This window comes from Enterobacter sp. 50793107 (assembly GCF_001463365.1).
Taxonomy (GTDB): domain Bacteria; phylum Pseudomonadota; class Gammaproteobacteria; order Enterobacterales; family Enterobacteriaceae; genus Enterobacter; species Enterobacter cloacae.
Map to the genome: position 1 here is coordinate 1 of NZ_LNII01000067.1, position 22,802 is coordinate 22,802.

Annotated in this window: 22 protein-coding genes, 2 rRNA genes and 1 pseudogene; 16 read left to right on the forward strand and 9 right to left on the reverse strand. The window is 53.7% G+C overall.

Annotated features, from left to right (window positions below; translation table 11 throughout):
- The 3 genes from APU11_RS08905 to APU11_RS08915 form a co-directional block, all read left to right on the forward strand.
- A 23S ribosomal RNA gene (locus tag APU11_RS08905) occupies positions 1 to 101 on the forward strand; the annotation flags it as partial.
- Between the two features lie 65 nt (positions 102 to 166).
- Positions 167 to 282, forward strand: a 5S ribosomal RNA gene (gene rrf, locus APU11_RS08910).
- A gap of 262 nt (positions 283 to 544) precedes the next feature.
- On the forward strand, positions 545 to 1,840 hold the full coding sequence (locus tag APU11_RS08915; RefSeq protein ID WP_013098335.1) for an MFS transporter: 1,296 nt from the start codon (positions 545 to 547) through the stop codon (positions 1,838 to 1,840).
- Here the strand turns inward: APU11_RS08915 and APU11_RS08920 are convergent.
- From APU11_RS08920 to trxC, 6 genes and pseudogenes are all read right to left on the reverse strand, one after another.
- Positions 1,837 to 2,160, reverse strand: coding sequence for a YfiM family lipoprotein (locus tag APU11_RS08920; RefSeq protein WP_020685902.1), 324 nt, complete (start codon positions 2,158 to 2,160; stop codon positions 1,837 to 1,839). The two genes, APU11_RS08915 and APU11_RS08920, sit on opposite strands and share 4 nt — an antisense overlap.
- 44 nt (positions 2,161 to 2,204) lie before the next feature.
- Positions 2,205 to 3,560, reverse strand: a complete 1,356-nt coding sequence (gene pssA / locus APU11_RS08925) for a CDP-diacylglycerol--serine O-phosphatidyltransferase (RefSeq protein ID WP_029882218.1) — start codon at positions 3,558 to 3,560, stop codon at positions 2,205 to 2,207.
- Positions 3,544 to 3,585 (reverse strand): annotated as a pseudogene (locus APU11_RS28810) (hypothetical protein). Before APU11_RS28810 ends, pssA begins: the two are co-directional and overlap by 17 nt.
- A gap of 85 nt (positions 3,586 to 3,670) precedes the next feature.
- Positions 3,671 to 6,334: a protein lysine acetyltransferase gene (pat, locus tag APU11_RS08930; protein WP_013098332.1), complete on the reverse strand. Its 2,664-nt coding sequence runs from the start codon at positions 6,332 to 6,334 to the stop codon at positions 3,671 to 3,673.
- Between the two features lie 35 nt (positions 6,335 to 6,369).
- Positions 6,370 to 7,068 carry a tRNA-uridine aminocarboxypropyltransferase gene (tapT, locus tag APU11_RS08935; protein WP_058650757.1) on the reverse strand — a complete coding sequence of 233 codons (699 nt, stop codon included), beginning with the start codon at positions 7,066 to 7,068 and terminating at the stop codon, positions 6,370 to 6,372.
- Between the two features lie 70 nt (positions 7,069 to 7,138).
- The gene (gene trxC, locus APU11_RS08940) at positions 7,139 to 7,558 is read right to left on the reverse strand and encodes a thioredoxin TrxC (RefSeq protein WP_013098330.1); all 420 of its coding nucleotides are present in this window, start codon (positions 7,556 to 7,558) and stop codon (positions 7,139 to 7,141) included.
- Positions 7,559 to 7,762: 204 nt separating this feature from the next.
- Here trxC and APU11_RS08945 point away from each other — a divergent pair, with 204 nt between their 5' ends.
- Entirely contained in the window at positions 7,763 to 8,848 is a 1,086-nt protein-coding gene (locus APU11_RS08945; RefSeq protein ID WP_023620103.1) for a tRNA/rRNA methyltransferase, read from the forward strand.
- A 38-nt stretch (positions 8,849 to 8,886) separates the two neighbouring features.
- On the opposite strand, the gene ung is transcribed toward APU11_RS08945, so the two are convergent.
- On the reverse strand, positions 8,887 to 9,576 hold the full coding sequence (gene ung, locus APU11_RS08950; protein ID WP_029882221.1) for a uracil-DNA glycosylase: 690 nt from the start codon (positions 9,574 to 9,576) through the stop codon (positions 8,887 to 8,889).
- A gap of 314 nt (positions 9,577 to 9,890) precedes the next feature.
- Here ung and grcA point away from each other — a divergent pair, with 314 nt between their 5' ends.
- The gene (gene grcA / locus APU11_RS08955; RefSeq protein ID WP_013098327.1) at positions 9,891 to 10,274 is read left to right on the forward strand and encodes an autonomous glycyl radical cofactor GrcA; all 384 of its coding nucleotides are present in this window, start codon (positions 9,891 to 9,893) and stop codon (positions 10,272 to 10,274) included.
- Between the two features lie 53 nt (positions 10,275 to 10,327).
- On the opposite strand, the gene srmB is transcribed toward grcA, so the two are convergent.
- Entirely contained in the window at positions 10,328 to 11,656 is a 1,329-nt protein-coding gene (gene srmB, locus APU11_RS08960; protein ID WP_013098326.1) for an ATP-dependent RNA helicase SrmB, read from the reverse strand.
- A 132-nt stretch (positions 11,657 to 11,788) separates the two neighbouring features.
- On the opposite strand from srmB, the gene APU11_RS08965 reads away from it, so the two are divergent.
- Positions 11,789 to 12,526, forward strand: coding sequence for a tRNA1(Val) (adenine(37)-N6)-methyltransferase (locus APU11_RS08965; protein WP_058650756.1), 738 nt, complete (start codon positions 11,789 to 11,791; stop codon positions 12,524 to 12,526).
- Here the strand turns inward: APU11_RS08965 and nadB are convergent.
- Positions 12,511 to 14,130: an L-aspartate oxidase gene (nadB, locus tag APU11_RS08970; protein ID WP_013098324.1), complete on the reverse strand. Its 1,620-nt coding sequence runs from the start codon at positions 14,128 to 14,130 to the stop codon at positions 12,511 to 12,513. The genes APU11_RS08965 and nadB overlap by 16 nt on opposite strands.
- Positions 14,131 to 14,479: 349 nt before the next feature.
- Here nadB and rseD point away from each other — a divergent pair, with 349 nt between their 5' ends.
- The 10 genes from rseD (at position 14,480) to recO (ending at position 22,745) form a co-directional block, all read left to right on the forward strand.
- The gene (gene rseD, locus APU11_RS28360) at positions 14,480 to 14,560 is read left to right on the forward strand and encodes a rpoE leader peptide RseD (protein ID WP_225368419.1); all 81 of its coding nucleotides are present in this window, start codon (positions 14,480 to 14,482) and stop codon (positions 14,558 to 14,560) included.
- Positions 14,557 to 15,132 carry an RNA polymerase sigma factor RpoE gene (gene rpoE / locus APU11_RS08975; protein ID WP_006176728.1) on the forward strand — a complete coding sequence of 192 codons (576 nt, stop codon included), beginning with the start codon at positions 14,557 to 14,559 and terminating at the stop codon, positions 15,130 to 15,132. Before rseD ends, rpoE begins: the two co-directional genes overlap by 4 nt.
- A gap of 31 nt (positions 15,133 to 15,163) precedes the next feature.
- Positions 15,164 to 15,814, forward strand: a complete 651-nt coding sequence (gene rseA / locus APU11_RS08980) for an anti-sigma-E factor RseA (protein WP_023620106.1) — start codon at positions 15,164 to 15,166, stop codon at positions 15,812 to 15,814.
- The gene (gene rseB, locus APU11_RS08985) at positions 15,814 to 16,767 is read left to right on the forward strand and encodes a sigma-E factor regulatory protein RseB (protein ID WP_013098322.1); all 954 of its coding nucleotides are present in this window, start codon (positions 15,814 to 15,816) and stop codon (positions 16,765 to 16,767) included. The genes rseA and rseB overlap by 1 nt, the downstream gene beginning before the upstream one ends.
- Positions 16,764 to 17,240 carry a SoxR-reducing system protein RseC gene (gene rseC, locus APU11_RS08990; protein ID WP_060578413.1) on the forward strand — a complete coding sequence of 159 codons (477 nt, stop codon included), beginning with the start codon at positions 16,764 to 16,766 and terminating at the stop codon, positions 17,238 to 17,240. Before rseB ends, rseC begins: the two co-directional genes overlap by 4 nt.
- 185 nt (positions 17,241 to 17,425) lie before the next feature.
- Positions 17,426 to 19,225, forward strand: coding sequence for a translation elongation factor 4 (lepA, locus tag APU11_RS08995; protein WP_013098320.1), 1,800 nt, complete (start codon positions 17,426 to 17,428; stop codon positions 19,223 to 19,225).
- A 15-nt stretch (positions 19,226 to 19,240) separates the two neighbouring features.
- Complete coding sequence (gene lepB / locus APU11_RS09000) at positions 19,241 to 20,215, forward strand: signal peptidase I (RefSeq protein WP_013098319.1); 975 nt, start codon at positions 19,241 to 19,243, stop codon at positions 20,213 to 20,215.
- A gap of 222 nt (positions 20,216 to 20,437) precedes the next feature.
- Positions 20,438 to 21,118 carry a ribonuclease III gene (gene rnc, locus APU11_RS09005; RefSeq protein WP_003860711.1) on the forward strand — a complete coding sequence of 227 codons (681 nt, stop codon included), beginning with the start codon at positions 20,438 to 20,440 and terminating at the stop codon, positions 21,116 to 21,118.
- Positions 21,115 to 22,020: a GTPase Era gene (era, locus tag APU11_RS09010; RefSeq protein WP_013098317.1), complete on the forward strand. Its 906-nt coding sequence runs from the start codon at positions 21,115 to 21,117 to the stop codon at positions 22,018 to 22,020. The genes rnc and era overlap by 4 nt, the downstream gene beginning before the upstream one ends.
- A gap of 17 nt (positions 22,021 to 22,037) precedes the next feature.
- The gene (recO, locus tag APU11_RS09015) at positions 22,038 to 22,745 is read left to right on the forward strand and encodes a DNA repair protein RecO (RefSeq protein WP_013098316.1); all 708 of its coding nucleotides are present in this window, start codon (positions 22,038 to 22,040) and stop codon (positions 22,743 to 22,745) included.
- Positions 22,746 to 22,802 lie beyond the last annotated feature (57 nt).

Genomic DNA, 22,802 nt, shown 5'->3' on the forward strand with positions numbered 1-22,802 from the left:
TCCTGAAGGAACGTTGAAGACGACGACGTTGATAGGTCGGGTGTGTAAGCGCAGCGATGCGTTGAGCTAACCGATACTAATGAACCGTGAGGCTTAACCTTACAACGCCGAAGGTGTTTTGGCGAAGAGAGACGATTTTCAGCCTGATACAGATTAACAGAATTTGCCTGGCGGCTTTAGCGCGGTGGTCCCACCTGACCCCATGCCGAACTCAGAAGTGAAACGCCGTAGCGCCGATGGTAGTGTGGGGTCTCCCCATGTGAGAGTAGGGAACTGCCAGGCATCAAATAAGAAGAACCCCGTACCGTAAGGTGCGGGGTTTTTTGCTTTTGTTTTTCTCCCTCACTCTCACCCTCTCCCTGCGGAAGAGGGCATCAGACCGCACCATTCCCCTCCTGGGCTTTCTCCGGAACTTACCTTGCTAACGAAATTTGTGATCTCCCTCGCAATGTTATTTATAACAAAATAATAACATTTAATTTACAAGGTATTGAGTTCCTTCAGAGCTCAACATGCCGTTGTTTATGGCAGGAGTATAATCATAATGACCGAAAGCATTACATCGAACGGGACGCTGGTTGCCAGTGATACCCGAAGAAGGGTATGGGCAATTGTTAGTGCCTCATCCGGTAACCTGGTTGAATGGTTCGACTTTTACGTCTACTCATTCTGTTCACTTTACTTCGCACATATTTTCTTCCCGTCAGGAAACACCACAACGCAGCTACTGCAAACGGCAGGTGTATTTGCAGCAGGATTCTTAATGCGGCCGATTGGTGGCTGGTTATTTGGCCGTATCGCAGACCGTCGCGGGCGTAAAACCTCCATGCTGATCTCGGTCTGCATGATGTGTTTTGGTTCCCTTATCATCGCCTGTCTGCCGGGGTATGACGCTATTGGAACCTGGGCGCCCGCCCTTTTATTGCTGGCTCGTTTATTCCAGGGACTCTCCGTTGGGGGAGAGTACGGCACCAGCGCCACGTACATGAGTGAAATTGCACTTGAAGGTCGGAAGGGTTTTTACGCCTCTTTCCAGTATGTCACGCTCATCGGCGGTCAACTGCTGGCCATTCTGGTTGTCGTGATCCTGCAGCAGATCCTCACAGACAGCCAGCTTCATGAATGGGGATGGCGAATTCCTTTCGCGATGGGGGCTGCACTGGCGATCGTGGCGCTTTGGCTGCGCCGTCAGTTAGACGAAACCTCGCAAAAAGAGGTCAGGGCGCTGAAGGAAGCGGGATCGTTTAAAGGACTGTGGCGAAACCGCAAAGCTTTCCTGATGGTTCTCGGTTTCACCGCCGGTGGTTCACTCAGTTTTTATACTTTTACCACCTACATGCAAAAGTATCTGGTGAATACTACGGGAATGCACGCCAACGTCGCCAGCGTCATCATGACCGCCGCGCTGTTCGTCTTTATGCTGATACAGCCGCTAATCGGTGCGCTCTCAGATAAGATCGGCCGTCGCACATCGATGTTGATTTTTGGTGGTATGTCCGCCTTATGTACCGTCCCCATTTTAACCGCGCTTCAGCACGTCTCATCACCTTATGCCGCATTTGCTCTGGTGATGCTGGCGATGGTGATTGTGAGTTTCTACACCTCGATCAGCGGAATACTCAAGGCCGAGATGTTCCCGGCACAGGTGCGTGCTTTGGGAGTAGGGCTTTCTTATGCGGTCGCCAATGCCCTGTTTGGTGGTTCGGCGGAGTACGTTGCGCTGTCCCTGAAATCATGGGGAAGCGAAACGACATTCTTCTGGTATGTGACGATCATGGGGGCGCTGGCCTTTATCGTATCCCTGATGCTGCATCGCAAAGGGAAAGGTATTCGTCTTTAATAATGCGCCATCTGCCACACGGCATAGCCGGTCGTGGCACCGGCAACATCCCAGGCAAAATCTTTCCAGCTCCAGCCGCTCCCTGAGGGGCGGCTATCCCATAATTCTTTAGATGCCCCAAGACTGACTGAGAACATCAGGCCGATTGCCGCACTACGATCCCGGCTATACCCCTGGTGCTGGGCGTACTCATTACCGGCAGCGGACAACATCGCGGATGCGAGGAAGTGTTGCGCTTTATCCTGGCCGGACCAACTATCGTTCGCCATATGGCTACAGCCGGTTAAACAGAGGGTCATGACTAACAGAAGAAGACGCATCAACAGCTCCATAAAAAAGCCCTGCGGGTGGCAGGGCCTGGATATTACAGAATACGGCTGATAAGACGATCGATACGGATGCGACGCAAACGGCGAATAAGCTTACGAACCTTCACCGGATAATCGGCAATGCTCTGTAGCTCGCGGTAATGACGAACCACCGTCGTATGTGTACGAATAAGTTCCAGTTCACGTTCACGCTGCGCGGCCAGCTCATGTTGTGGATCGTGGATCAGAATTGCGTTTTCCAGATCCAGACGCCAGGCACGAGGGTTCAGGTTGTTGCCGGTCAGCAGCATCCATTCATCATCAACCCACATTCCTTTGAGATGATAGCTGTTATCTTCATCTTTCCAGAGACGCACCACCAGCTGGTCGGTGTTTACGTAATACTGTAAGCGACTGAGGAAACGACGCAGGTTAATCTCATAAAGGTAGGGCAGGGCGCCGATGATTTTGAAGGGTTGATCTTCAGGAATGAAAAAGTCATTAGCCGTTTTATCACCGACAATAATTTCCACTTTTTTACCGTCGCGCAGCAGCTGAATGATATTGCGCACCAGCACGGCGGGAAGGTTAAAGTACGGCGTACAGATAGTGAGCTTCTGCTCTGCGCACGGCATCAGATGGAAAATCGTTTTGTTCAGCAGGCTGGATTTGCCTAAGCCCACCAGAGGTGTAACGGACAACTCTTCGTTGTTTGCATCGCCCTGGAAATGATAAACCGCATCGCGCAGCTCCTGGCGGAACGCGCGAACGTCGTTTTTGATTTCCGGGCTTTTCGGGCGATGAGGATCGTCAAGGCGATTCACACCACGGCCATGTACCAGATGCTTATCCACCCAGTTAAACATGATGTCGGCCATCTGCGAATTACGGATCAGATGGTAGCGGTCGTAGCGATACTTATCGAGCTGATGAAGGTAAACATCATTCAGACTCGCGCCACTATAAAGCACGCTGTCATCGATGATGAACCCTTTGAAATGGAGTACGCCAAGCGCTTCACGGGTATTCACCGGCACCCCGTAAACAGGGACATCAACGCCAGGATTTTCCTGCGCCGTGCGGCAATACCAGTCTGCGTTTGTATTTGAAGCAGCAGCGCCAATGCGGCCACGCTGAGCGCGGTGCCAGTCAACCAGCACGCGAACATCCAGTTCAGGACGCTGACGCTTGGCTTCGTAGAGCGCGTTCAGGATCGCGCGGCCACCTTCATCTTGTTCAAGATAGAGTGCCACAATGCAAATGCGTCGCGTGGCGCTGGCAATCTTTTCCAGAAGCGTCTCCCGAAAATGAGCGGGAGCGTAAAAGAACTCTACATCATCAACTGACTGAGAAATCTTCGGTAGTTGAGCAAGGTGTTGTTGATGTTTATTACGCTTAAATTTTGACAACATCACAGTGCGTTTCTTCTCTGTTCATTGAAGGGTTGTCTGTACCATGCAAACAACATAAGCGGACAATGATACCACCAGTCCCGTCCAAAGTGGGTAACATTTCCAGTAGCTTACTCGGGTTTATCCGGCGATTTCAGAGTGAGGGAGAGGGCAACAATCCCCTCGTCCAGCTGAATATCAACATCAAAACCGAGTTTTCGCGCCAGGGTCACCATACCGCGATTGTTTGGCATAGTAATGCCATTCAGGCGTAACAATCCGTGATCGCGCGTATAACTGATGAGTTTTTCCAGTAGCCGCCGCCCAAGGCCCAAGCCTTTAAGATCGGAGCGCACCAGTACGGCAAACTCCGCGTCGACGTTATCCGGATCTGAAATAGCACGCGTCACGCCAAGGATCTCATCACCGTTTTCGGAACGACGAACGGCGACAAAGGCCATTTCACGATCGTAGTCGATCTGGGTCATATTGGCTAAATCATCATGGGTAAATTCGTTGATTTCGCTGAAGTAGCGATAGTAAAGATCCTCTTTCGTGACCTGAGAGATAAACGTCCGCAGTTGCGGTTCGTCTTCCGGCAAAATGGGGCGAAACAGCGAACGCTCACCGTTCTTCATCTCCACCCACTCTTCCAGTTGCAGAGGATAAGGACGGATCGCCAGGCGGCTCTCTCTGTCGCCTTCGAATGGCGCGATATCCAGGGTGACGTCCAGCGCCGTGAACTCATTGCCGGAGGCGAGCAGAGGATGAATGTCCAGCCGCTGGATCTCCGCGCAATCGACTATCAGGTTTGAGACCTGTACCAGGAACTGGCTTAACCCCGCAATGTCGAGCGGACGCAGGGCGCTCCGGCCACGGATTTTTTTGCTTTTGATGGCCTGAATAATCAGATAGCGAGCAAGGTTCATGTTCAGCGGCGGTAAGGCCACCACGGCTTGTTCTTCAGGGCGCCATTCCACGCCACCTTCTCCCAGCATGATGAGCGGGCCAAAAACCGGATCGTGCTCAACAACCACCCGCAATTCCTGTGCGCCCGCGCGGTTCGCCATGCTTTGCACCAGCAGTCCGTGGATTCTGGCCTGAGGCCAGGCCATTTTTACGCGGTCGAAAATAGCATCTGCCGCTTGCTGAACTTCAGCCGCGGTTCGAAGATACAGCATTACCCCCTGCACATCGGACTTGTGGGGAATATCCGGTGAGCGAAGCTTAAGGGCGACTGGATAGCCTATCTGTTCGGCAATATGTACTGCTTCCGCGCTGTCGCTGGCGATCCAGGTTGGCAGCGTCTGCATCCCATAGCTACCAAGAATGGGTTGCACTTCGTGAGTGTCCAGCGATGTCGCTCCTTCATCGATAGCCTGTTGCAACAGCCGGTGAACGTCGACGGAATTTGCCGTCAGATTGCCGGGCAATGCTGGAGTTTCACGTAACTGTTTCTGGTTACGACGGTACTCCACCATATGCATAAAGGCGGTAATAGTCCCTTCCGGGGTACGGTACGTTGGCAACCCCGCTTCGCTGAACAGTCGCCGTGCCTCCTGAGAGGAAAATTCACCGCACCAGTTGGTGAGCAGAGTGACGTATTTACCACGCGGATGGTTACGCACTGCTTCAATGAGGGCTCGCGCGCTCTCACTGCCAGGAGCGACCGCGCTGGGGGAGTGGATAATCATCAGCGCATCGAAATCCTGACTATCCAGCAAAATAGAAATGGCTTTGATATAGCGATCGCTACTGGCATCATCGCGTAAATCAAGGGGGTTCCCGGGGGCAACGCTGATGGGTAAAGCCTCTCTCAGGCGCTGAAGCGTCTCTTCACCGAGCGTGGCCAGCTTGCCATTACGTAACCACAGTTCGTCCAGCGCCAGCGCCGCCGGAGCTGCGCCGTTACTGACGATCATTAATTTCTCTCCACGCAACGGACGCATATGACTCAACGTCTCGACGGCGGAAAAAAGTTCGTGCGTGTCCTGTACCCGCAGTAAACCCGCGCGCTGGATAGCCGCATCCCAGGCGGGATCCATCCCGGAGTGGGAATGCAGCAGGCTCTGTGCTGCAGGGCTGCGTCCGCTCTTGATGACCAGGATGGGTTTATTACGTGACGCACTGCGCGATGCCGACACAAAACGACGGGCGTCGCTAAGGTGTTCAAGATAAAGCAGGATCGCACTGGTTTTGCTGTCACGCGCCAGAAAATCCAGCAGTTCATCCACGTCGATATCCAGGCTGTCACCCAGGGCGATGAAGTAGGAGAACCCCATCTCACGCTGCTGCGCCCAGTCAAGGATCGTGTTGGATACCGCAGCCGACTGCGAAATAAAAGCAAGTTTGCCTTTACGGATCGGCACTGGAGAAAAGCTGGCATTCAGTCCTTGCCAGGGGGCGAGCAGCCCCAGACTGTTCGGCCCGAGAATACGCATTTGATAGCGGCTGGCGCACGCCAGAAGCTCAGGCTGCTGTTCAGGAGGAGATGAGAGGATAATACAGGTCTTACACCCTTTCTTGCCGAGCGATTCCAGCAGTTCCGGGTTACGTTTCGCATTTGTACAAAGTACGGCCAAATCGGGTACGAAAGGCAGGCTCTGCACATCAGGCCACGCAAGCACCCCCTGAACGGCCTTATAGGCCGGTGTAACGGGCATAACGGGGCCATTAAATCCGCCAGCCAGCAGGTTGCGCATCATCAGATAGCCAGCGCGATCCGGTTTCATTGATGCGCCGATAACGGCTATGGATTTAGGACGTAGTAGCGCTTCTAACCCTCGCTGGCTCATGCAGGCCTCCTGTGAATGCAAGCGACCTGATGATTTTAAACGTTTTCTGTCCCGGTTGCTGTGACACTGCCCTTATGAACGGTTTTTCCCGCCAGATAGCGTTCGCGAAAACGGGAGAAATGGCTGCCCAGCGCGGCAGCCGCCTCGGTATCACCCGCTAAATCCAGCAGTGCGATCGCCACTTCGGCGGTGCAGTATTGTCCCTCGGCATGGGCTTCACGTAAGCGGTAGGCCGATACGCGAGAGAGGTCGACAGAAATGATCGGCAGCGCGTCAAGGTAAGGACTTTTACGGAACATTTTCCGCGCTTCTGTCCAGGTGCCATCCAGCATAATAAACAGCGGTGGTTTTCCGGATGGTGGGGCTGACAGTACCTGACGGTCGGCGCCTGCATAGGAGGCGGGGAAAACGACCATCGGCTGATAGTCCGGGCTTGCCACTAAGTCGAGCAGGGCCTGAGGAGGCTCCGTTCGCGACCACTGAAACGCGGCCGTATCAGGCAGAATATCGGCGATCAGACGGCCCGTATTGCTGGGTTTCATCGGTTCGGTATCAAACATGACCAGGCAAAAACGGCTTTCCGCCGTGGCCGGTACCAGCGTGTCGCACAGGCACACTTTTAGCGGCAGCAGGCAGCGCTGGCAGCGACGGATGCGGTTGCCACGAGCGAGAAAAGGGCGAGTCGCGCGGGCAAGGCGTTCGGCGCGTAATTGAAGTACAGCGTTATCAGTCATGGGCGAAAGGGCTGGAAAAACCCCATTTTCGCAGAGGCGGGAACGGGGCACAAGATGTGCCCCGTGAATGTTACAGCGACTCGTTCAACCAGCTCTCGAACGGCGCTTTGGGTACCGCGCCGTTGAGCATGTCGATGACTTCACCATTTTTGAAAATCATGATGGTCGGAATGCTACGAATACGAAAACGGGCGCTGAGCTCGCGTTCTGCCTCCGTATTCACCTTCACAAAACGCATCTTCCCGCTGCGCTCTTCGGCGACATCTTCAAAGATTGGCGCGAAGTTACGGCACGGGCCACACCATGGTGCCCAGAAATCGACAACCACCGGAAGATCGTCCTTGAGGAGTTTGTCCAGCGTAGCACCTGTAGCGTTAATCACATCGCCATCAAACAACTCATGGCCACAACGCCCGCATTTCGCACCATCCTCGATCCGATCGTCCGGAATGCGGTTAAGAGCCTGACAGTTGGCACATACGGTATTCATAACTAACCTCTGATAGAACCATGGGACAGCGGCAGTATGCCGATAATGTTTCTAATATGTTACATATTATCAATGAGCCTGTTTGAAACGACAATGCGTTTTATTCAATGAGAACAATAGTCACAGGCTTTTGTACGAAATTATGGCTATGCGCTTGCACATCGGGTAATCTGCGCGCTTCGCGCAGCGCTGGTGGAGAAAAGCATGAACGACGAAATGAAAAATAAAAGCGGCAAGGTCAAAGTGATGTATGTCCGCAGTGATGATGACTCTGATAAACGCACCCAAAATCCGCGTACCGGAAAAGGTGGCGGGCGTCCGGCGTCCTCTCGTGCAGACGGTGGCCGTCGCCCCGCCCGCGATGACAGAAACAACCGCGGTGATGACCGCAAACGTGATGACCGCAAGCGTGACGATCGCAAACGCGATGATTTTGCACGTGAGGGGTCGTCACCATGGCGTACCGTGTCCCGCGCGCCTGGCGATGAGACGCCTGAAAAAGCCGATCACGGCGGCATCAGCGGTAAAAGCTTTATCGATCCGGAAGTGCTGCGCCGTCAGCGTGCGGAAGAGACACGCGTGTATGGCGAAAACGCCTGTCAGGCTCTGTTCCAGAGCCGCCCTGAGTGTATCGTTCGTGCATGGTTTATCCAGAGCGTCACCCCTCGCTTCAAAGAAGCCCTGCGCTGGATGGCGGCAAACCGTAAAGCCTACCATGTGGTTGATGATGCCGAGTTGACGAAAGCGTCAGGCACCGAACACCACGGTGGTGTCTGCTTCCTGATCAAAAAACGCAACGGCACAACGGTGCAACAGTGGGTCAGCCAGGCCGGTGCCGATGACTGCGTGCTGGCGCTGGAAGATGTGGGTAACCCGCATAACCTGGGTGCGATGATGCGCAGCTGCGCGCACTTCGGCGTTAAAGGGGTACTGCTGCAGGATGCTGCGCTGCTGGAATCCGGTGCTGCGATCCGTACTGCGGAAGGCGGTGCCGAGCACGTTCAGCCGATCACCGGCGACAGCGTTCTGGATGCCATCGAGCAGTTCCGTAAAGCGGGCTATTCCATTGTGACGACCTCCAGCCATGCCGGTACGCCGCTGTTTAAAGCGACGCTGCCGCGAAAGATGGTGCTGGTGTTAGGTCAGGAACGTGATGGTCTGTCAGACGCGGCACTCTCGAGTGCGGATCTGAGCGTCTCTATTGACGGGACGGGCAATGTGGAAAGTCTGAACGTTTCCGTCGCGACCGGCGTACTGCTGGCGGAGTGGTGGCGTCAGAACAAAGCATAAGCTTTTTATGTGCCGGGCCAGCCCGGCACATTCATTTCCTACTCGCTTTCTGCCGGTAACACGGGCATCCAGTCAATCGGCGTTTCGCCACGTTTTTCCAGCCACTCATTCGCCAGAACAAAATGATTACAGCCAAAGAAACCACGATGGGCTGACAGCGGAGACGGGTGTGGCGCTTTCAACACGTGATGACGCTGACGGTCAATAATCGCCCCTTTCTTCTGCGCATGCGATCCCCACAGTAAAAACACTACCCCCTCACGATGTTCATTGATAAGACTGATGACTTTATCCGTAAAGGTTTCCCACCCAAGGCTGGCGTGAGAGTGCGCCTGACCTGCTCGTACGGTTAAGACAGTATTCAGTAACAGCACGCCCTGGCGCGCCCAGCTTTCCAGGTAACCATGATTGGGCCGGGTAAAACCCGGGATCGTTCCTTCAAGCTCTTTATACATGTTCAGCAGAGAAGGGGGGATAGCCACGCCCGGGCGCACAGAGAAGGCCAGCCCATGAGCCTGACCAGGGCCGTGGTAAGGATCCTGACCCAGGATCACCACTTTGACATCGCTCAGTTCGGTATAGCGAAACGCGTTAAACACGTCTTTCTGGGGCGGATAAATCGTCTGGCCAGACTGCCGCTCTGCCGCAACGGTACTGAGAGTGTTGATAAAATAGGGCTGCTGTTTCTCTTCTGCCAGCACATCGTGCCATGTCAGCGGTGTCGTCATCTCGCTCTCCTGCGAATCTCATTCTGCGCCTAGCTTAACCGCTAAATCCTGCGGTGCAAAATTCCATGCGGAAATTAGCCGTAACTCCTTAAATTATGGTTGAAAAATTACAGATTGATTTGAATTGGTAAGGCTGGGAAATTGATCTGAAACAATAAAACCAGACCACACTCTTTGTGTGGTTGGTGATTTTGTTGATTTAAATCAATAAATCACTGGGGTGTGAATGATATATATACACACAAGAAACAATGGTTTTACCAATTGGCCGCGAAAGGCCGACACCAGTTAATGTAGCCTAAGGGAGGCAACACATGATTACAGGTATCCAGATTACTAAAGCTGCAAACGACGATCTGCTCAACTCTTTCTGGCTGCTGGACAGCGAGAAAAACGAAGCACGCTGTGTGGTAGCAAAAGCGGGTTTTGCGGAAGATGAAATCGTTCCAGTTAATAAGCTGGGCGAAATTGAATACCGCGAAATCCCAATGGAAGTGAAACCTGAAGTGCGTGTTGAAGGTGGTCAGCATCTGAACGTGAACGTACTGCGTCGCGAAACGCTGGAAGATGCGGTTAAGCATCCTGAAAAATACCCACAGCTGACTATTCGTGTGTCTGGCTACGCGGTGCGTTTCAACTCCTTGACCCCGGAACAGCAGCGCGACGTTATCGCGCGTACCTTTACTGAAAGCCTGTAAGGTTTTTAGCCACGGGGGTGGAACAAAAAGCCGGGATATTTCCCGGCTTTTTTTTACTCTTCAGTTTTCGCTTCTGACGCAGTACCGCTTGGCTTACGGCGTTTACCAATATTCTTGGTATCGCGATGACGCTGCTTCACGCGCGGCTTCTCTTTTTCTTTCTCTTTTCTCTCCGCACGTTTCGCCAGTGCTTTTTTAGACGGTTTGCCCGTCATTTTTTCACTCGGTGCACGCGTGGTTGGGCGCAGGCCATCGACAACGCGGGATTTCAGCGGCTCGTCGATATAGCGACCAATTTTCTGCAGCAGCAGATGGTCGTGCGCTTCAACCAGGGAGATCGCTGTACCTTTACGCCCGGCGCGGCCGGTACGGCCGATGCGGTGCAGATAGGTATCACCGCTGCGCGGCATATCGAAGTTGATCACATGGCTGACGTCCGGAATGTCAATCCCGCGAGCAGCAACATCTGTTGCCACCAGCACGTTAACGCGGCCATCGGTCAGACGCTTAATGCCTTCGGTACGTTTGATCTGTGCCATCTCGCCTTCGAGGTAGCAGTTGTTAATCCCGGCATTACGCAGCATTTCAGCCAGCTCATGCACACGCTCGCGCTTACGCACAAAGACGATAGTGCGGGTGGCCTCTTCCTGCTTCAGCAGGTGCTTGAGCAATTCAACCTTGTGCTCAAGGTTGTCCGCGCGATAGTACCACTGATGGATCTTCTTGCGTTCACGGGTAGAAGGCGTTGCCGACACTTCCACCGGATCTTCCAGCAGGCGCTCTGCGAAGTCTTTGATCGCGTCCCCTTCGAGGGTGGCAGAGAAGAGCATTGTCTGGTTGCGCCAGCGCGTCTCGCCGGCGATGTGTTCGATATCCTGCGCGAAGCCCATGTCCAGCATACGGTCGGCTTCGTCCAGAATCAGGGTTTCTACCGCGCGGCAGTCAAAGTTCTCTTCTTTAATGTATTGCAGCAGACGGCCTGTCGTCGCAACGACGATATCCTGGTTTTCACTGAACACTTCGGCGTGGTTCATATACGCAACGCCGCCGGTGATTGTGGCGATATCCAGATGGGTATTCGCTGCCAGTTCGCGTGCGTGATCGGCAACCTGCATAGCCAGTTCACGGGTAGGCGTCAGGATCAAAATACGCGGCGGGCCTGATTTTTTACGAGGAAAATCGAGCAGGTGCTGCAACACAGGCAGCAAGTAGGCTGCTGTTTTCCCCGTGCCGGTTGGCGCAGAACCGAGCACATCGCGGCCCTCAAGCGCAGGCGGAATGGCCGCTGCCTGAATGGCGGTCGGGCGTGTAAAGCCTTTGCTCTCAAGTGCATTGAGCAGGCTTTCATCGAGTTCAAGTTCGGAAAAAGTCGTTACAGTCATGTTCTACCTCTGTGTGGGGCGCTGATTATAGACGTTACGGCTGTAATCTTCATCTGTTTGTATGGATATCGCTTTTCGGCCACTTCGCTTTCCCCTATGCTACTCCAGTTTCACTTAGAAGGTTGCTCTGACATGTCTCAACTCAAAGCGCAATTGCGCCGCGATGGTTTTACGTTTAAACAATTTTTTGTTGCTCACGATCGCTGTGCCATGAAAGTCGGTACAGACGGTATTCTACTGGGAGCGTGGGCGCCTGTCGCAGGGGTTATGCGCATTCTGGATATTGGCACCGGCAGTGGTCTGCTGGCATTAATGCTGGCTCAGCGCACGGATGAGCATGTCACCATTGATGCGGTTGAACTGGATGCACAGGCAGCAGGGCAGGCGAGTGAAAATGCGCTCGAATCCCCCTGGGCAACCCGAATAAAAGTTGAATGCGCGGACGTACTGGCCTGGGCACCAGAGCAAACGGCGCGTTATGATTTGATCGTCAGTAACCCTCCATACTACGCGCCCGGCGTGGAGTGCGGTACGCCTGAGCGCGAACAGGCTCGCTATACCGGTTCGCTCGATCATAAAGCCCTGTTAACCAGCGCGGCGAATTTAATTTCCGAAGAAGGGTTCTTCTGCGTGGTACTTCCCGAAAGCACCGGCAATACCTTTATTGAGATCGCACGGGAGATGGGCTGGAACTTGCGGCTGCGTACCGATATCTCGGATACGGAAGGGCGTTTACCACACCGGGTCTTGCTGGCGCTTTCGCCAAAAGAGGGTGAATGTTTTAACGACAGGATGGTTATCCGTGGGCCAGACCAGCGTTACTCCGAAGATTACACTGCGCTGACCCAGGCATTTTATCTGTTTATGTGACGCTGCGGGGAGAGAACCGACGGGCCGGATTCAGGCAGCGTGTCGGGATAGTCCAGGGTGTAGTGTAAACCCCGACTTTCTTTACGCATCATCGCGCAGCGAACAATCAACTCGGCAACCTGCACCAGGTTACGCAGCTCCAGCAGATTGTTGGAAACGCGGAAATTGGCATAATACTCATCAATTTCCTGCTGTAGCATGGTGATACGGCGTAAGGCTCGCTCAAGACGCTTCGTCGTGCGTACAATGCCAACGTAGTCCCACATAAATAGCCGAAGCTCATGCCAGTTATGCTGGATCACAACCAGCTCATCCGGGTTTTCCACGCGGCTCTCATCCCAGGCTGGTAAGTGCTCAGCGTGGCGGGCATACGGCATGCGTTTGGTTATATCCACCGCTGCGGACCAGCCGTAAACCAGACACTCCAGCAACGAATTGGATGCCATGCGGTTCGCGCCATGCAGCCCGGTATAGCTCACCTCGCCGATGGCATACAGACCATCCACGTCCGTACGGCCATGATCGTCAACCATGACGCCACCACAGGTATAGTGAGCGGCTGGCACAATCGGTACCGGGTCGCGCGTCAGATCAATCCCAAGGCTGAGCAGCTTTTCATAAATCATCGGGAAATGCTGACGGACAAACTCAGCCGGTTTGTGGCTGATATCCAGATACATGCAATCCACGCCAAGACGTTTCATCTCGTGATCGATAGCGCGGGCGACGATATCACGCGGTGCGAGCTCGCCTCGCGGGTCAAAGTCCGGCATAAAACGTGAGCCGTCCGGGCGCTTCAGATACGCGCCTTCACCGCGCAGGGCTTCCGTCAGCAGGAAATTGCGCGCCTGCGGATGGAACAGTGCGGTTGGATGAAACTGGTTGAACTCAAGATTGGCAACACGACACCCGGCGCGCCAGGCCATGGCGATACCATCACCAGAGGCAATGTCCGGGTTGGTGGTGTATTGATATACTTTGGAGGCGCCACCTGTTGCCAGCACCACGGCTTTCGCCTGACAGGTTTCGACCTTTTCTTTATTACGATTCCAGACCCAGGCCCCCACCACCCGGCGCGTGCCCGGCAGGCCAATTTTGTCAGAAATAATCAGGTCAACGGCATTACTGCGCTCAAGCACCCGAATATTAGGATGGCTGAGCGCCTTGCTGACCAGGGTGGTTTCCACCGCTTTACCGGTGGCATCTGCAGCGTGCAGGATCCGGCGGTGGCTGTGTCCGCCTTCGCGGGTAAGGTGGTAACTCTCTTCGCCGTTTGGCTGAACCTGAGTATCAAACAGTACACCCTGGTCAATAAGCCACTGGACGCAGTGACGCGCATTGCTGGCGACAAATTCCGCAGCATGTTCATCGACGATCCCGGCTCCGGCAATCAACGTATCTTCGACGTGTGACGCAATGCTGTCTGTTTCATCAAACACGGCGGCAATTCCGCCCTGGGCATAAAATGTGGAGCCTTCGCTCATCGGTCCTTTACTCAGAACAATTACGCTCTGATGCTCAGCCAGACGCAGCGCCAGCGAGAGTCCTGCCGCACCGCTACCGATGATCAGTACATCACAATGTAGTTCAGGTGTTGTGTTCATGATTTTTGTTTAATTTACTAAACAGTGTTTGGGCAGAATAGCACCTCAGTGCGAGATATCGCACGTTTTTTTTATTCTCAGTTGCAGTGACTAAACGCGCATGCGCGGATTTCCGGCATGTAAAAGAAGGAAAATATTTTGCGAAGCAGGTCGTTAGCGTCAGATTTTGTGGTGAAATAAAGCCTGGGTTGCGTTACTCTTCTGACCGGATAAGAGATGTTTGAAGTCAGAAAGTGGGTATGTATCGTGAACAGACTTATAATGAGAGAAAATAAACAGTCTGTGACGCGATGAACAAAAACAAAGGCGTTACGGAACTTATTGAAGAATAGACACTCCAACTCGGTGTTTGCTCAAAAGTGCGGGATTTGTAGAGTGGCGTTTCGATAACGCGTGGAATTTTGGTTTGGGGAGACATTACCTCGGATGAGCGAGCAGTTAACGGACCAGGTCCTGGTTGAACGGGTCCAGAAGGGAGATCAGAAAGCCTTTAACCTACTGGTGGTGCGCTACCAGCATAAGGTGGCGAGTCTGGTTTCCCGCTATGTACCGTCAGGTGATGTGCCTGATGTTGTACAAGAGTCTTTTATTAAGGCCTATCGCGCGCTGGACTCGTTCCGGGGAGATAGTGCTTTTTATACCTGGCTGTACCGTATTGCGGTCAATACGGCAAAGAATTATCTGGTCGCTCAGGGCCGTCGTCCGCCTTCAAGTGATGTGGACGCAATCGACGCCGAAAACTTCGAAAGTGGCGGTGCGCTGAAAGAAATTTCGAACCCTGAGAACTTAATGTTGTCAGAAGAACTGAGACAAATTGTTTTTCGCACGATCGAGTCGCTCCCGGAAGATTTACGCATGGCAATTACGTTACGGGAGCTTGATGGTCTGAGCTATGAAGAGATAGCCGCTATCATGGATTGTCCGGTCGGCACGGTACGTTCACGAATTTTCCGTGCGCGAGAAGCTATTGATAATAAAGTTCAACCGCTTATCAGGCGTTGACGATAGCGGGATACTGGAAAAGGTATTAGGCATGCAGAAAGAAAAACTTTCCGCTTTAATGGATGGTGAAACGCTGGATAGTGAGCTGCTCAATGAGTTGTCTCATTCTCCCGAAATGCAAGAGACCTGGGAGAGTTACCATCTCATCCGTGACACCCTTCGTGGTGACACCAGCGAGGTTATCCATTTCGATATCTCAGCCCGCGTGATGGCGGCTATTGAGAATGAGCCTGTTCATCAGACCACTCCGCTGATTCCTGAAGCTCAACCTGCACCACACCAGTGGCAGAAAATGCCGTTCTGGCAGAAGGTGCGTCCGTGGGCCAGTCAACTTACCCAAATGGGTGTGGCGGCATGCGTATCGCTTGCAGTTATCGTTGGCGTCCAGCACTATAATACTCAGTCTGAAACTAATCAGCAGCCAGAAGCGCCAGTGTTCAATACACTGCCGATGATGGGCAAAGCCAGCCCGGTAAGTTTGGGTGTACCGGCTGATGCCTCCGCCAGTGGCGGTCAGCAACAGCAGGTTCAGGAGCAGCGCCGTCGCATTAATGCGATGTTGCAGGATTATGAGTTGCAGCGTCGTCTGCACTCAGAACAGCTTCAGTTTGAGCAGGCACAAACCCAGCAGGCTGCTGTGCAGGTGCCAGGAAACCAAACTTTAGGAACGCAATCGCAGTAATGAAGCAACTTTGGTTCGCCATGTCTCTGATGGCGGGTAGCCTGTTCTTCTCTGCCAACGCCTCGGCTGATGTTTCATCCGGGGCGTTGTTGCAGCAAATGAATCTGGCCAGCCAGTCACTCAATTACGAGTTGGCATTTATCAGCATCAATAAGCAGGGCGTCGAGTCGTTACGCTATCGCCATGCCCGTCTTGATAATCAGCCGCTCGCGCAACTTTTACAGATGGATGGCCCGCGTCGGGAAGTGGTTCAGCGTGGTAACGAAATCAGCTATTTCGAGCCAGGCCTGGAGCCTTTTACCCTCAATGGCGACTATATCGTTGATTCTCTGCCATCGCTCATCTACACCGACTTCAAGCGCCTTGCCCCTTACTACGATTTTATTTCGGTAGGGCGTACGCGCATCGCTGACAGATTGTGTGAAGTGATCCGCGTTGTCGCCCGCGACGGGACGCGTTACAGCTACATTGTCTGGATTGATGCCGAAACCAAGCTTCCAATGCGTGTAGACCTGCTTGATCGCGATGGCGAAACGCTGGAACAGTTCCGCGTTATCTCCTTTAGCGTTAATAATCAGGTGGGTAATAGCATGCAGAATCTGGCGAAAGCCAGCCTGCCGCCGCTGCTTTCTGTTCCGGCGGGCGATTCCGTGAATTTCAACTGGGTTCCTTCCTGGATCCCGCAAGGCTTTACGGAAGTATCAAGCAGCCGCCGACAACTGCCTACCATTGAAACGCCGGTTGAATCGCGCCTCTACTCCGATGGCTTGTTCAGCTTCTCGGTGAACATCAATCGCGCGACGGCAAACAGTGCCGAACAAATGCTGCGTACCGGACGTCGAACAGTCAGTACCACGGTACGCGACAACGCGGAGATCACCATCGTCGGCGAATTACCCCCGCAAACGGCGAAGCGTATTTCTGACAGCATCAAATTCAGGGCTGCACAATGATTAAAGAGTGGGCTACGGTTGTATCATGGCAGGACGGTGTTGCGCTGGTAAGCTGTGATGTAAAGGCCTCCTGTAACAGTTGTGCATCCCGGGCGGGTTGCGGCAGCCGCGTGCTAAATAAGCTCGGGCCGCAAACCTCGCACACGCTTTCCGTGCCAAGTGATCAACCGCTGGTGGCAGGACAGAAGGTGGAACTGGGCATTGCCGAAGGCAGCCTGCTGGGTTCCGCAATGCTGGTTTATCTCTCCCCGCTGGTGGGGCTCTTTGTGATGGGCGGCGTGTTTCAGATGCTGTTTGGTACCGATGCGGCGGCCATGTGCGGCGCTGCATTGGGAGGTATGGGTGGTTTCTGGCTTGCCAAAGGTTTCTCCCCAAGGCTCGCAGCCCGCGAAGCGTGGCAGCCTGTTATTCTCAGCGTAGGGCTGGCACCAGACCAACTTCGTGTTGAGACGCTCTCCTCTGAGGCCCGGTGATCCATCGGGCTTTATCATCATTTACATCTTAAAAAAGAAAACGCCATTTCTTCACGCTATACCTGGCGCTAAGTGCATTTCCAGGTAACGGAGATGTAGTGTAGAATGCTGCGTTTTCGCACTGAAAAACGTCAGGCTAAGAACAGCGGCCTCCAGGAATTCGTAAGGCATAATTATTTAACTATATGAAGAACATACGTAACTTTTCGATCATTGCTCACATTGACCACGGTAAGTCGACGCTGTCTGACCGTATTATCCAGATTTGCGGTGGCCTGTCTGATCGTGAAATGGAAGCCCAGGTTCTGGACTCCATGGACCTGGAACGCGAACGTGGTATCACCATTAAAGCGCAGAGCGTCACGCTCGATTACAAGGCGGCTGATGGTGAAACCTACCAACTGAACTTTATCGACACCCCAGGCCACGTTGACTTCTCCTATGAAGTTTCTCGCTCGCTGGCAGCCTGTGAAGGCGCGCTGCTGGTGGTGGATGCGGGGCAGGGCGTAGAAGCCCAGACCCTGGCAAACTGCTACACGGCGATGGAAATGGATCTCGAGGTGGTGCCGGTTCTGAACAAGATCGACCTTCCAGCCGCTGACCCTGAGCGCGTGGCGGAAGAGATTGAAGATATCGTCGGAATTGACGCGACCGATGCCGTGCGTTGCTCGGCCAAAACCGGCGTGGGCGTTACCGATGTGCTGGAACGTCTGGTGCGTGATATTCCGCCACCAGAAGGTGACCCGGATGCCCCACTGCAGGCGCTGATTATCGACTCCTGGTTCGATAACTATCTGGGCGTTGTCTCGCTGGTGCGTATTAAAAACGGCACCATGCGTAAAGGCGACAAAATTAAGGTGATGAGTACCGGCCAGGTCTATAACGCAGACCGTCTCGGGATCTTCACACCAAAACAGGTTGACCGTACCGAGCTGAAATGCGGCGAGGTGGGTTGGCTGGTTTGTGCCATTAAAGACATTCTCGGTGCGCCAGTGGGCGATACCCTGACCGGCGCGCGTAACCCGGCAGAAAAAGCGCTGCCAGGCTTTAAAAAGGTGAAACCACAGGTTTATGCCGGCCTGTTCCCGGTCAGCTCTGACGACTACGAGAACTTCCGTGATGCGCTCGGCAAGCTGAGCCTGAACGATGCCTCGCTGTTCTACGAGCCAGAAAGCTCCACGGCGCTCGGCTTCGGCTTCCGCTGCGGCTTCCTTGGTCTGCTGCACATGGAGATCATTCAGGAACGTCTGGAGCGTGAATACGATCTGGATCTGATCACCACCGCGCCGACCGTAGTGTACGAAGTGCAGACCACCAACAAAGAGATTGTCTACGTCGACAGCCCGTCCAAGCTGCCGCCGCTGAACAACATCGATGAGTTGCGTGAGCCAATCGCAGAGTGTCATATGCTGCTGCCGCAGGAATATCTGGGTAACGTTATCACGCTGTGCGTGGAGAAACGTGGCGTTCAGACCAACATGGTTTACCACGGTAACCAGGTCGCGCTGACCTACGAAATCCCAATGGCGGAAGTGGTTCTCGACTTCTTCGACCGTCTGAAGTCTACGTCTCGTGGCTATGCGTCACTGGATTACAACTTCAAACGCTTCCAGGCTTCGAACATGGTACGTGTGGACGTGCTGATCAACGGCGAACGTGTTGATGCGCTGGCCCTGATCACCCACAACGACAATGCACCGTACCGTGGCCGTGAGCTGGTTGAGAAGATGAAAGATCTGATCCCGCGTCAGCAGTTTGATATCGCGATTCAGGCGGCCATCGGCAACCACATTATCGCCCGCTCTACCGTGAAACAGCTGCGTAAAAACGTTCTGGCGAAATGCTATGGCGGTGACGTCAGCCGTAAGAAAAAGCTGCTCCAGAAGCAGAAAGAAGGTAAGAAGCGTATGAAGCAGGTCGGTAACGTCGAACTGCCGCAGGAAGCATTCCTTGCCATTCTGCATGTTGGTAAAGACGGCAAATAACCCTAAGGAGTTGGCATGGCGAACATGTTTGCCCTGATCCTGGTCATCGCTACCCTGGTGACAGGTCTGTTGTGGTGTCTGGATAAGTTTATTTTCGCCCCAAAACGCCGTGAACGTCAGGCTGCCGCGCAGGCAGCCACAGGTGATGGGCTTGATGCGAAAACCCTGAAGAAAGTTGGCCCGAAACCGGGCTGGCTGGAGACCGGGGCATCGGTATTCCCGGTGCTGGCGATTGTGCTGGTGGTGCGTTCGTTTATTTACGAGCCCTTCCAGATCCCGTCAGGCTCCATGATGCCAACGCTGCTGATTGGTGATTTTATTCTGGTCGAGAAGTTTGCCTATGGCATTAAAGATCCGATCTACCAGAAAACGCTGATCGAAACGGGCCATCCGAAACGTGGCGACATTGTGGTGTTTAAATACCCGGACGATCCACGCCTTGACTACATCAAGCGCGCGGTGGGTCTGCCGGGTGATAAAGTCACCTACGATCCGGTTGCCAAAGAAGTGACCGTTCAGCCTGGCTGCAGCTCCGGTACCGCCTGTGAAAACGCGCTGCCAATCACCTACTCAAACGTTGAGCCAAGTGATTTTGTGCAGACCTTTGCCCGTCGTAACGGCGGCGAAGCGACCAACGGTTTCTTCCAGGTGCCGAAAGATGAAACCAAAGAGAACGGTATTCGTCTGGTCGAACGTAAAGAGACGCTGGGTGATGTGACGCACCGGATCCTGACCGTGCCAATTGCGCAGGATCAGGTCGGGATGTATTACAAACAGCCAGGTCAGCAGCTGGCCACCTGGATCGTACCGCCGGGACAGTACTTCATGATGGGCGATAACCGCGATAACTCCGCGGACAGCCGTTACTGGGGCTTTGTGCCGGAAGCGAATCTGGTGGGTAAAGCAACCGCAATCTGGATGAGTTTCGAGAAACAGGAAGGCGAATGGCCGACCGGGGTACGCCTGAATCGTATTGGCGGGATCCATTAATTCTCAATAATTGAACACGTAGTCGCTTTAATTAGCGGCTACGTGAATTATTTCAGCGATAAATCTCTTCGAACTAACGACATCCCCTGTCGTTGTGTATAGAATATTCCCCCGAAGTTTAAGGTTGGCCCTGCAAGGGTGCCACGGCACACGAAACCGCGTTGGTTTTCTCAGGTCGGTTTCGTGTGCTGCATTTTTGACGCATTCATTTATTGGTATCGCATGAACCCCATCGTAATTAATCGGCTTCAACGGAAGCTGGGCTACACTTTTCATCATCAGGAGCTGTTGCAACAGGCATTAACCCATCGCAGTGCCAGCAGCAAACACAATGAGCGCCTCGAATTTTTAGGTGACTCTATTTTGAGTTTCGTGATTGCTAATGCGCTTTATCATCGTTTCCCGCGTGTGGATGAAGGTGATATGAGCCGCATGCGCGCCACGCTGGTAAGGGGTAACACCCTTGCGGAAATCGCACGCGAATTTGAACTGGGCGAATGTCTGCGTCTTGGGCCGGGTGAACTGAAAAGCGGCGGCTTCCGTCGTGAATCTATTCTTGCCGATACGGTTGAGGCATTAATCGGTGGCGTGTTCCTGGACAGCGATATCCAGACCGTAGAAAAACTGATCCTGAACTGGTATCAGACCCGTCTGGATGAAATCAGTCCGGGCGATAAACAAAAAGATCCGAAAACGCGTTTGCAGGAATATTTGCAGGGTCGTCACCTCCCGCTGCCATCTTATCTGGTGGTGCAGGTGCGTGGTGAAGCGCACGATCAGGAATTTACCATCCATTGCCAGGTCAGTGGCCTGAGTGAACCGGTGGTGGGCACAGGTTCAAGCCGTCGTAAGGCTGAACAGGCTGCCGCCGAACAGGCGTTAAAAATGCTGGAGCTGGAATGAGCGAAGAAAAAACCTATTGCGGATTTATTGCCATCGTCGGACGTCCGAACGTGGGTAAATCCACCCTGCTGAATAATCTGCTTGGGCAGAAGATTTCGATCACCTCGCGTAAGGCACAGACCACGCGTCATCGCATTGTCGGTATCCATACTGAAGGCGCGTATCAGGCGATCTACGTCGATACCCCTGGCCTGCACATGGAAGAGAAGCGTGCCATTAACCGCCTGATGAACAAAGCGGCGAGCAGCTCGATTGGTGACGTGGAGCTGGTTATTTTCGTTGTGGAAGGCACCCGCTGGACGCCGGACGACGAAATGGTCCTGAACAAGCTGCGTGACGGTAAAACGCCGGTGATCCTCGCGGTCAACAAAGTGGATAACGTACAGGAAAAAGCCGATCTGCTGCCGCACCTGCAGTGGCTGGGTAGCCAGATGAACTTCCTCGACATCGTTCCGCTGTCTGCAGAGACCGGTCTGAACGTGGATACCATCGCCGGTATCGTGCGTAAGCATCTGCCGGAAGCGACTCACCACTTCCCGGAAGATTACATCACCGATCGTTCTCAGCGCTTTATGGCTTCTGAAATCATCCGCGAAAAGCTGATGCGTTTCCTTGGCGCAGAATTGCCGTACTCCGTGACGGTCGAGATCGAGCGTTTCCAGAGTAACGAGCGTGGCGGTTACGACATCAATGGTCTGATCCTCGTTGAGCGTGAAGGGCAGAAGAAGATGGTCATTGGCAACAAAGGCGCCAAGATCAAAACCATCGGTATCGAAGCCCGTAAAGACATGCAGGAGATGTTTGAAGCACCGGTTCACCTGGAGCTGTGGGTGAAAGTGAAATCTGGCTGGGCCGATGATGAGCGTGCTCTGCGCAGCCTCGGTTACGGCGAAGATCAGTAAACCAAGACGACGCGCAAATGGAAGGCTGGCAGCGCGCTTTTGTTCTGCATAGTCGTCCCTGGAGCGAAACCAGCCTGATGCTGGACGTCTTCACGGAAGAGTCGGGTCGCGTGCGCCTTGTTGCAAAAGGCGCACGTTCCAAACGTTCCAACCTCAAAGGCGCCTTACAGCCCTTTACGCCGCTGCTGGTCCGCTTTGGCGGGCGAGGGGAAGTCAAAACCCTGCGCAGCGCTGAAGCCGTCTCTCTGGCGCTTCCCCTTTCTGGCATCACGCTTTACAGCGGTCTGTACGTCAATGAACTCATTTCACGCGTTCTTGAACATGAGACTCGCTTCTCTGAACTTTTCTTCGATTATCTGCACTGTATCCAGGCCCTTGCTGGCGCAACCGGTTCGCCTGAACCCGCCCTGCGCCGTTTCGAGCTGGCGCTGCTGGGTCACCTGGGATATGGCGTCGATTTTCTGCATTGTGCGGGGAGTGGAGACGAGGTCGAAGACGGGATGACCTACCGGTATCGGGAAGAAAAAGGGTTTATCGCCAGCGTCGTGATTGATAACAACACCTTTACCGGACGCCAGCTCCGGGCGCTGTATGAGCGCGAATTTCCGGACCAGGATACCCTTCGTGCAGCAAAACGCTTTACCCGGATTGCGCTCAAGCCGTATCTTGGGGGCAAACCCCTGAAGAGCCGCGAATTGTTCAGGCAGTTTATGCCGAAACGTTAACGTTTTATCCCTCACCCCAGCCCTCTTCCGGAGGGAGAGAGGGAAGGAAAATGAATC

What these genes read in the sequence shown, in the direction of transcription:
- APU11_RS08945 (WP_023620103.1), top strand. Translation starts at nt 7,763, where the DNA reads ATGAACGACGAAATGAAAAATAAAAGCGGCAAGGTCAAAGTGATGTAT.
- nadB (WP_013098324.1), bottom strand. Translation starts at nt 14,130, where the DNA reads ATGAACACAACACCTGAACTACATTGTGATGTACTGATCATCGGTAGC.
- rseB (WP_013098322.1), top strand. Translation starts at nt 15,814, where the DNA reads ATGAAGCAACTTTGGTTCGCCATGTCTCTGATGGCGGGTAGCCTGTTC.
- rpoE (WP_006176728.1), top strand. Translation starts at nt 14,557, where the DNA reads ATGAGCGAGCAGTTAACGGACCAGGTCCTGGTTGAACGGGTCCAGAAG.
- rnc (WP_003860711.1), top strand. Translation starts at nt 20,438, where the DNA reads ATGAACCCCATCGTAATTAATCGGCTTCAACGGAAGCTGGGCTACACT.
- ung (WP_029882221.1), bottom strand. Translation starts at nt 9,576, where the DNA reads ATGACGACACCGCTGACATGGCACGATGTGCTGGCAGAAGAGAAACAG.
- APU11_RS08920 (WP_020685902.1), bottom strand. Translation starts at nt 2,160, where the DNA reads ATGCGTCTTCTTCTGTTAGTCATGACCCTCTGTTTAACCGGCTGTAGC.
- recO (WP_013098316.1), top strand. Translation starts at nt 22,038, where the DNA reads ATGGAAGGCTGGCAGCGCGCTTTTGTTCTGCATAGTCGTCCCTGGAGC.
- APU11_RS08915 (WP_013098335.1), top strand. Translation starts at nt 545, where the DNA reads ATGACCGAAAGCATTACATCGAACGGGACGCTGGTTGCCAGTGATACC.
- lepA (WP_013098320.1), top strand. Translation starts at nt 17,426, where the DNA reads ATGAAGAACATACGTAACTTTTCGATCATTGCTCACATTGACCACGGT.
- lepB (WP_013098319.1), top strand. Translation starts at nt 19,241, where the DNA reads ATGGCGAACATGTTTGCCCTGATCCTGGTCATCGCTACCCTGGTGACA.
- srmB (WP_013098326.1), bottom strand. Translation starts at nt 11,656, where the DNA reads ATGACTGTAACGACTTTTTCCGAACTTGAACTCGATGAAAGCCTGCTC.
- rseC (WP_060578413.1), top strand. Translation starts at nt 16,764, where the DNA reads ATGATTAAAGAGTGGGCTACGGTTGTATCATGGCAGGACGGTGTTGCG.
- APU11_RS08965 (WP_058650756.1), top strand. Translation starts at nt 11,789, where the DNA reads ATGTCTCAACTCAAAGCGCAATTGCGCCGCGATGGTTTTACGTTTAAA.
- trxC (WP_013098330.1), bottom strand. Translation starts at nt 7,558, where the DNA reads ATGAATACCGTATGTGCCAACTGTCAGGCTCTTAACCGCATTCCGGAC.
- pat (WP_013098332.1), bottom strand. Translation starts at nt 6,334, where the DNA reads ATGAGCCAGCGAGGGTTAGAAGCGCTACTACGTCCTAAATCCATAGCC.
- rseA (WP_023620106.1), top strand. Translation starts at nt 15,164, where the DNA reads ATGCAGAAAGAAAAACTTTCCGCTTTAATGGATGGTGAAACGCTGGAT.
- pssA (WP_029882218.1), bottom strand. Translation starts at nt 3,560, where the DNA reads ATGTTGTCAAAATTTAAGCGTAATAAACATCAACAACACCTTGCTCAA.
- tapT (WP_058650757.1), bottom strand. Translation starts at nt 7,068, where the DNA reads ATGACTGATAACGCTGTACTTCAATTACGCGCCGAACGCCTTGCCCGC.
- era (WP_013098317.1), top strand. Translation starts at nt 21,115, where the DNA reads ATGAGCGAAGAAAAAACCTATTGCGGATTTATTGCCATCGTCGGACGT.
- grcA (WP_013098327.1), top strand. Translation starts at nt 9,891, where the DNA reads ATGATTACAGGTATCCAGATTACTAAAGCTGCAAACGACGATCTGCTC.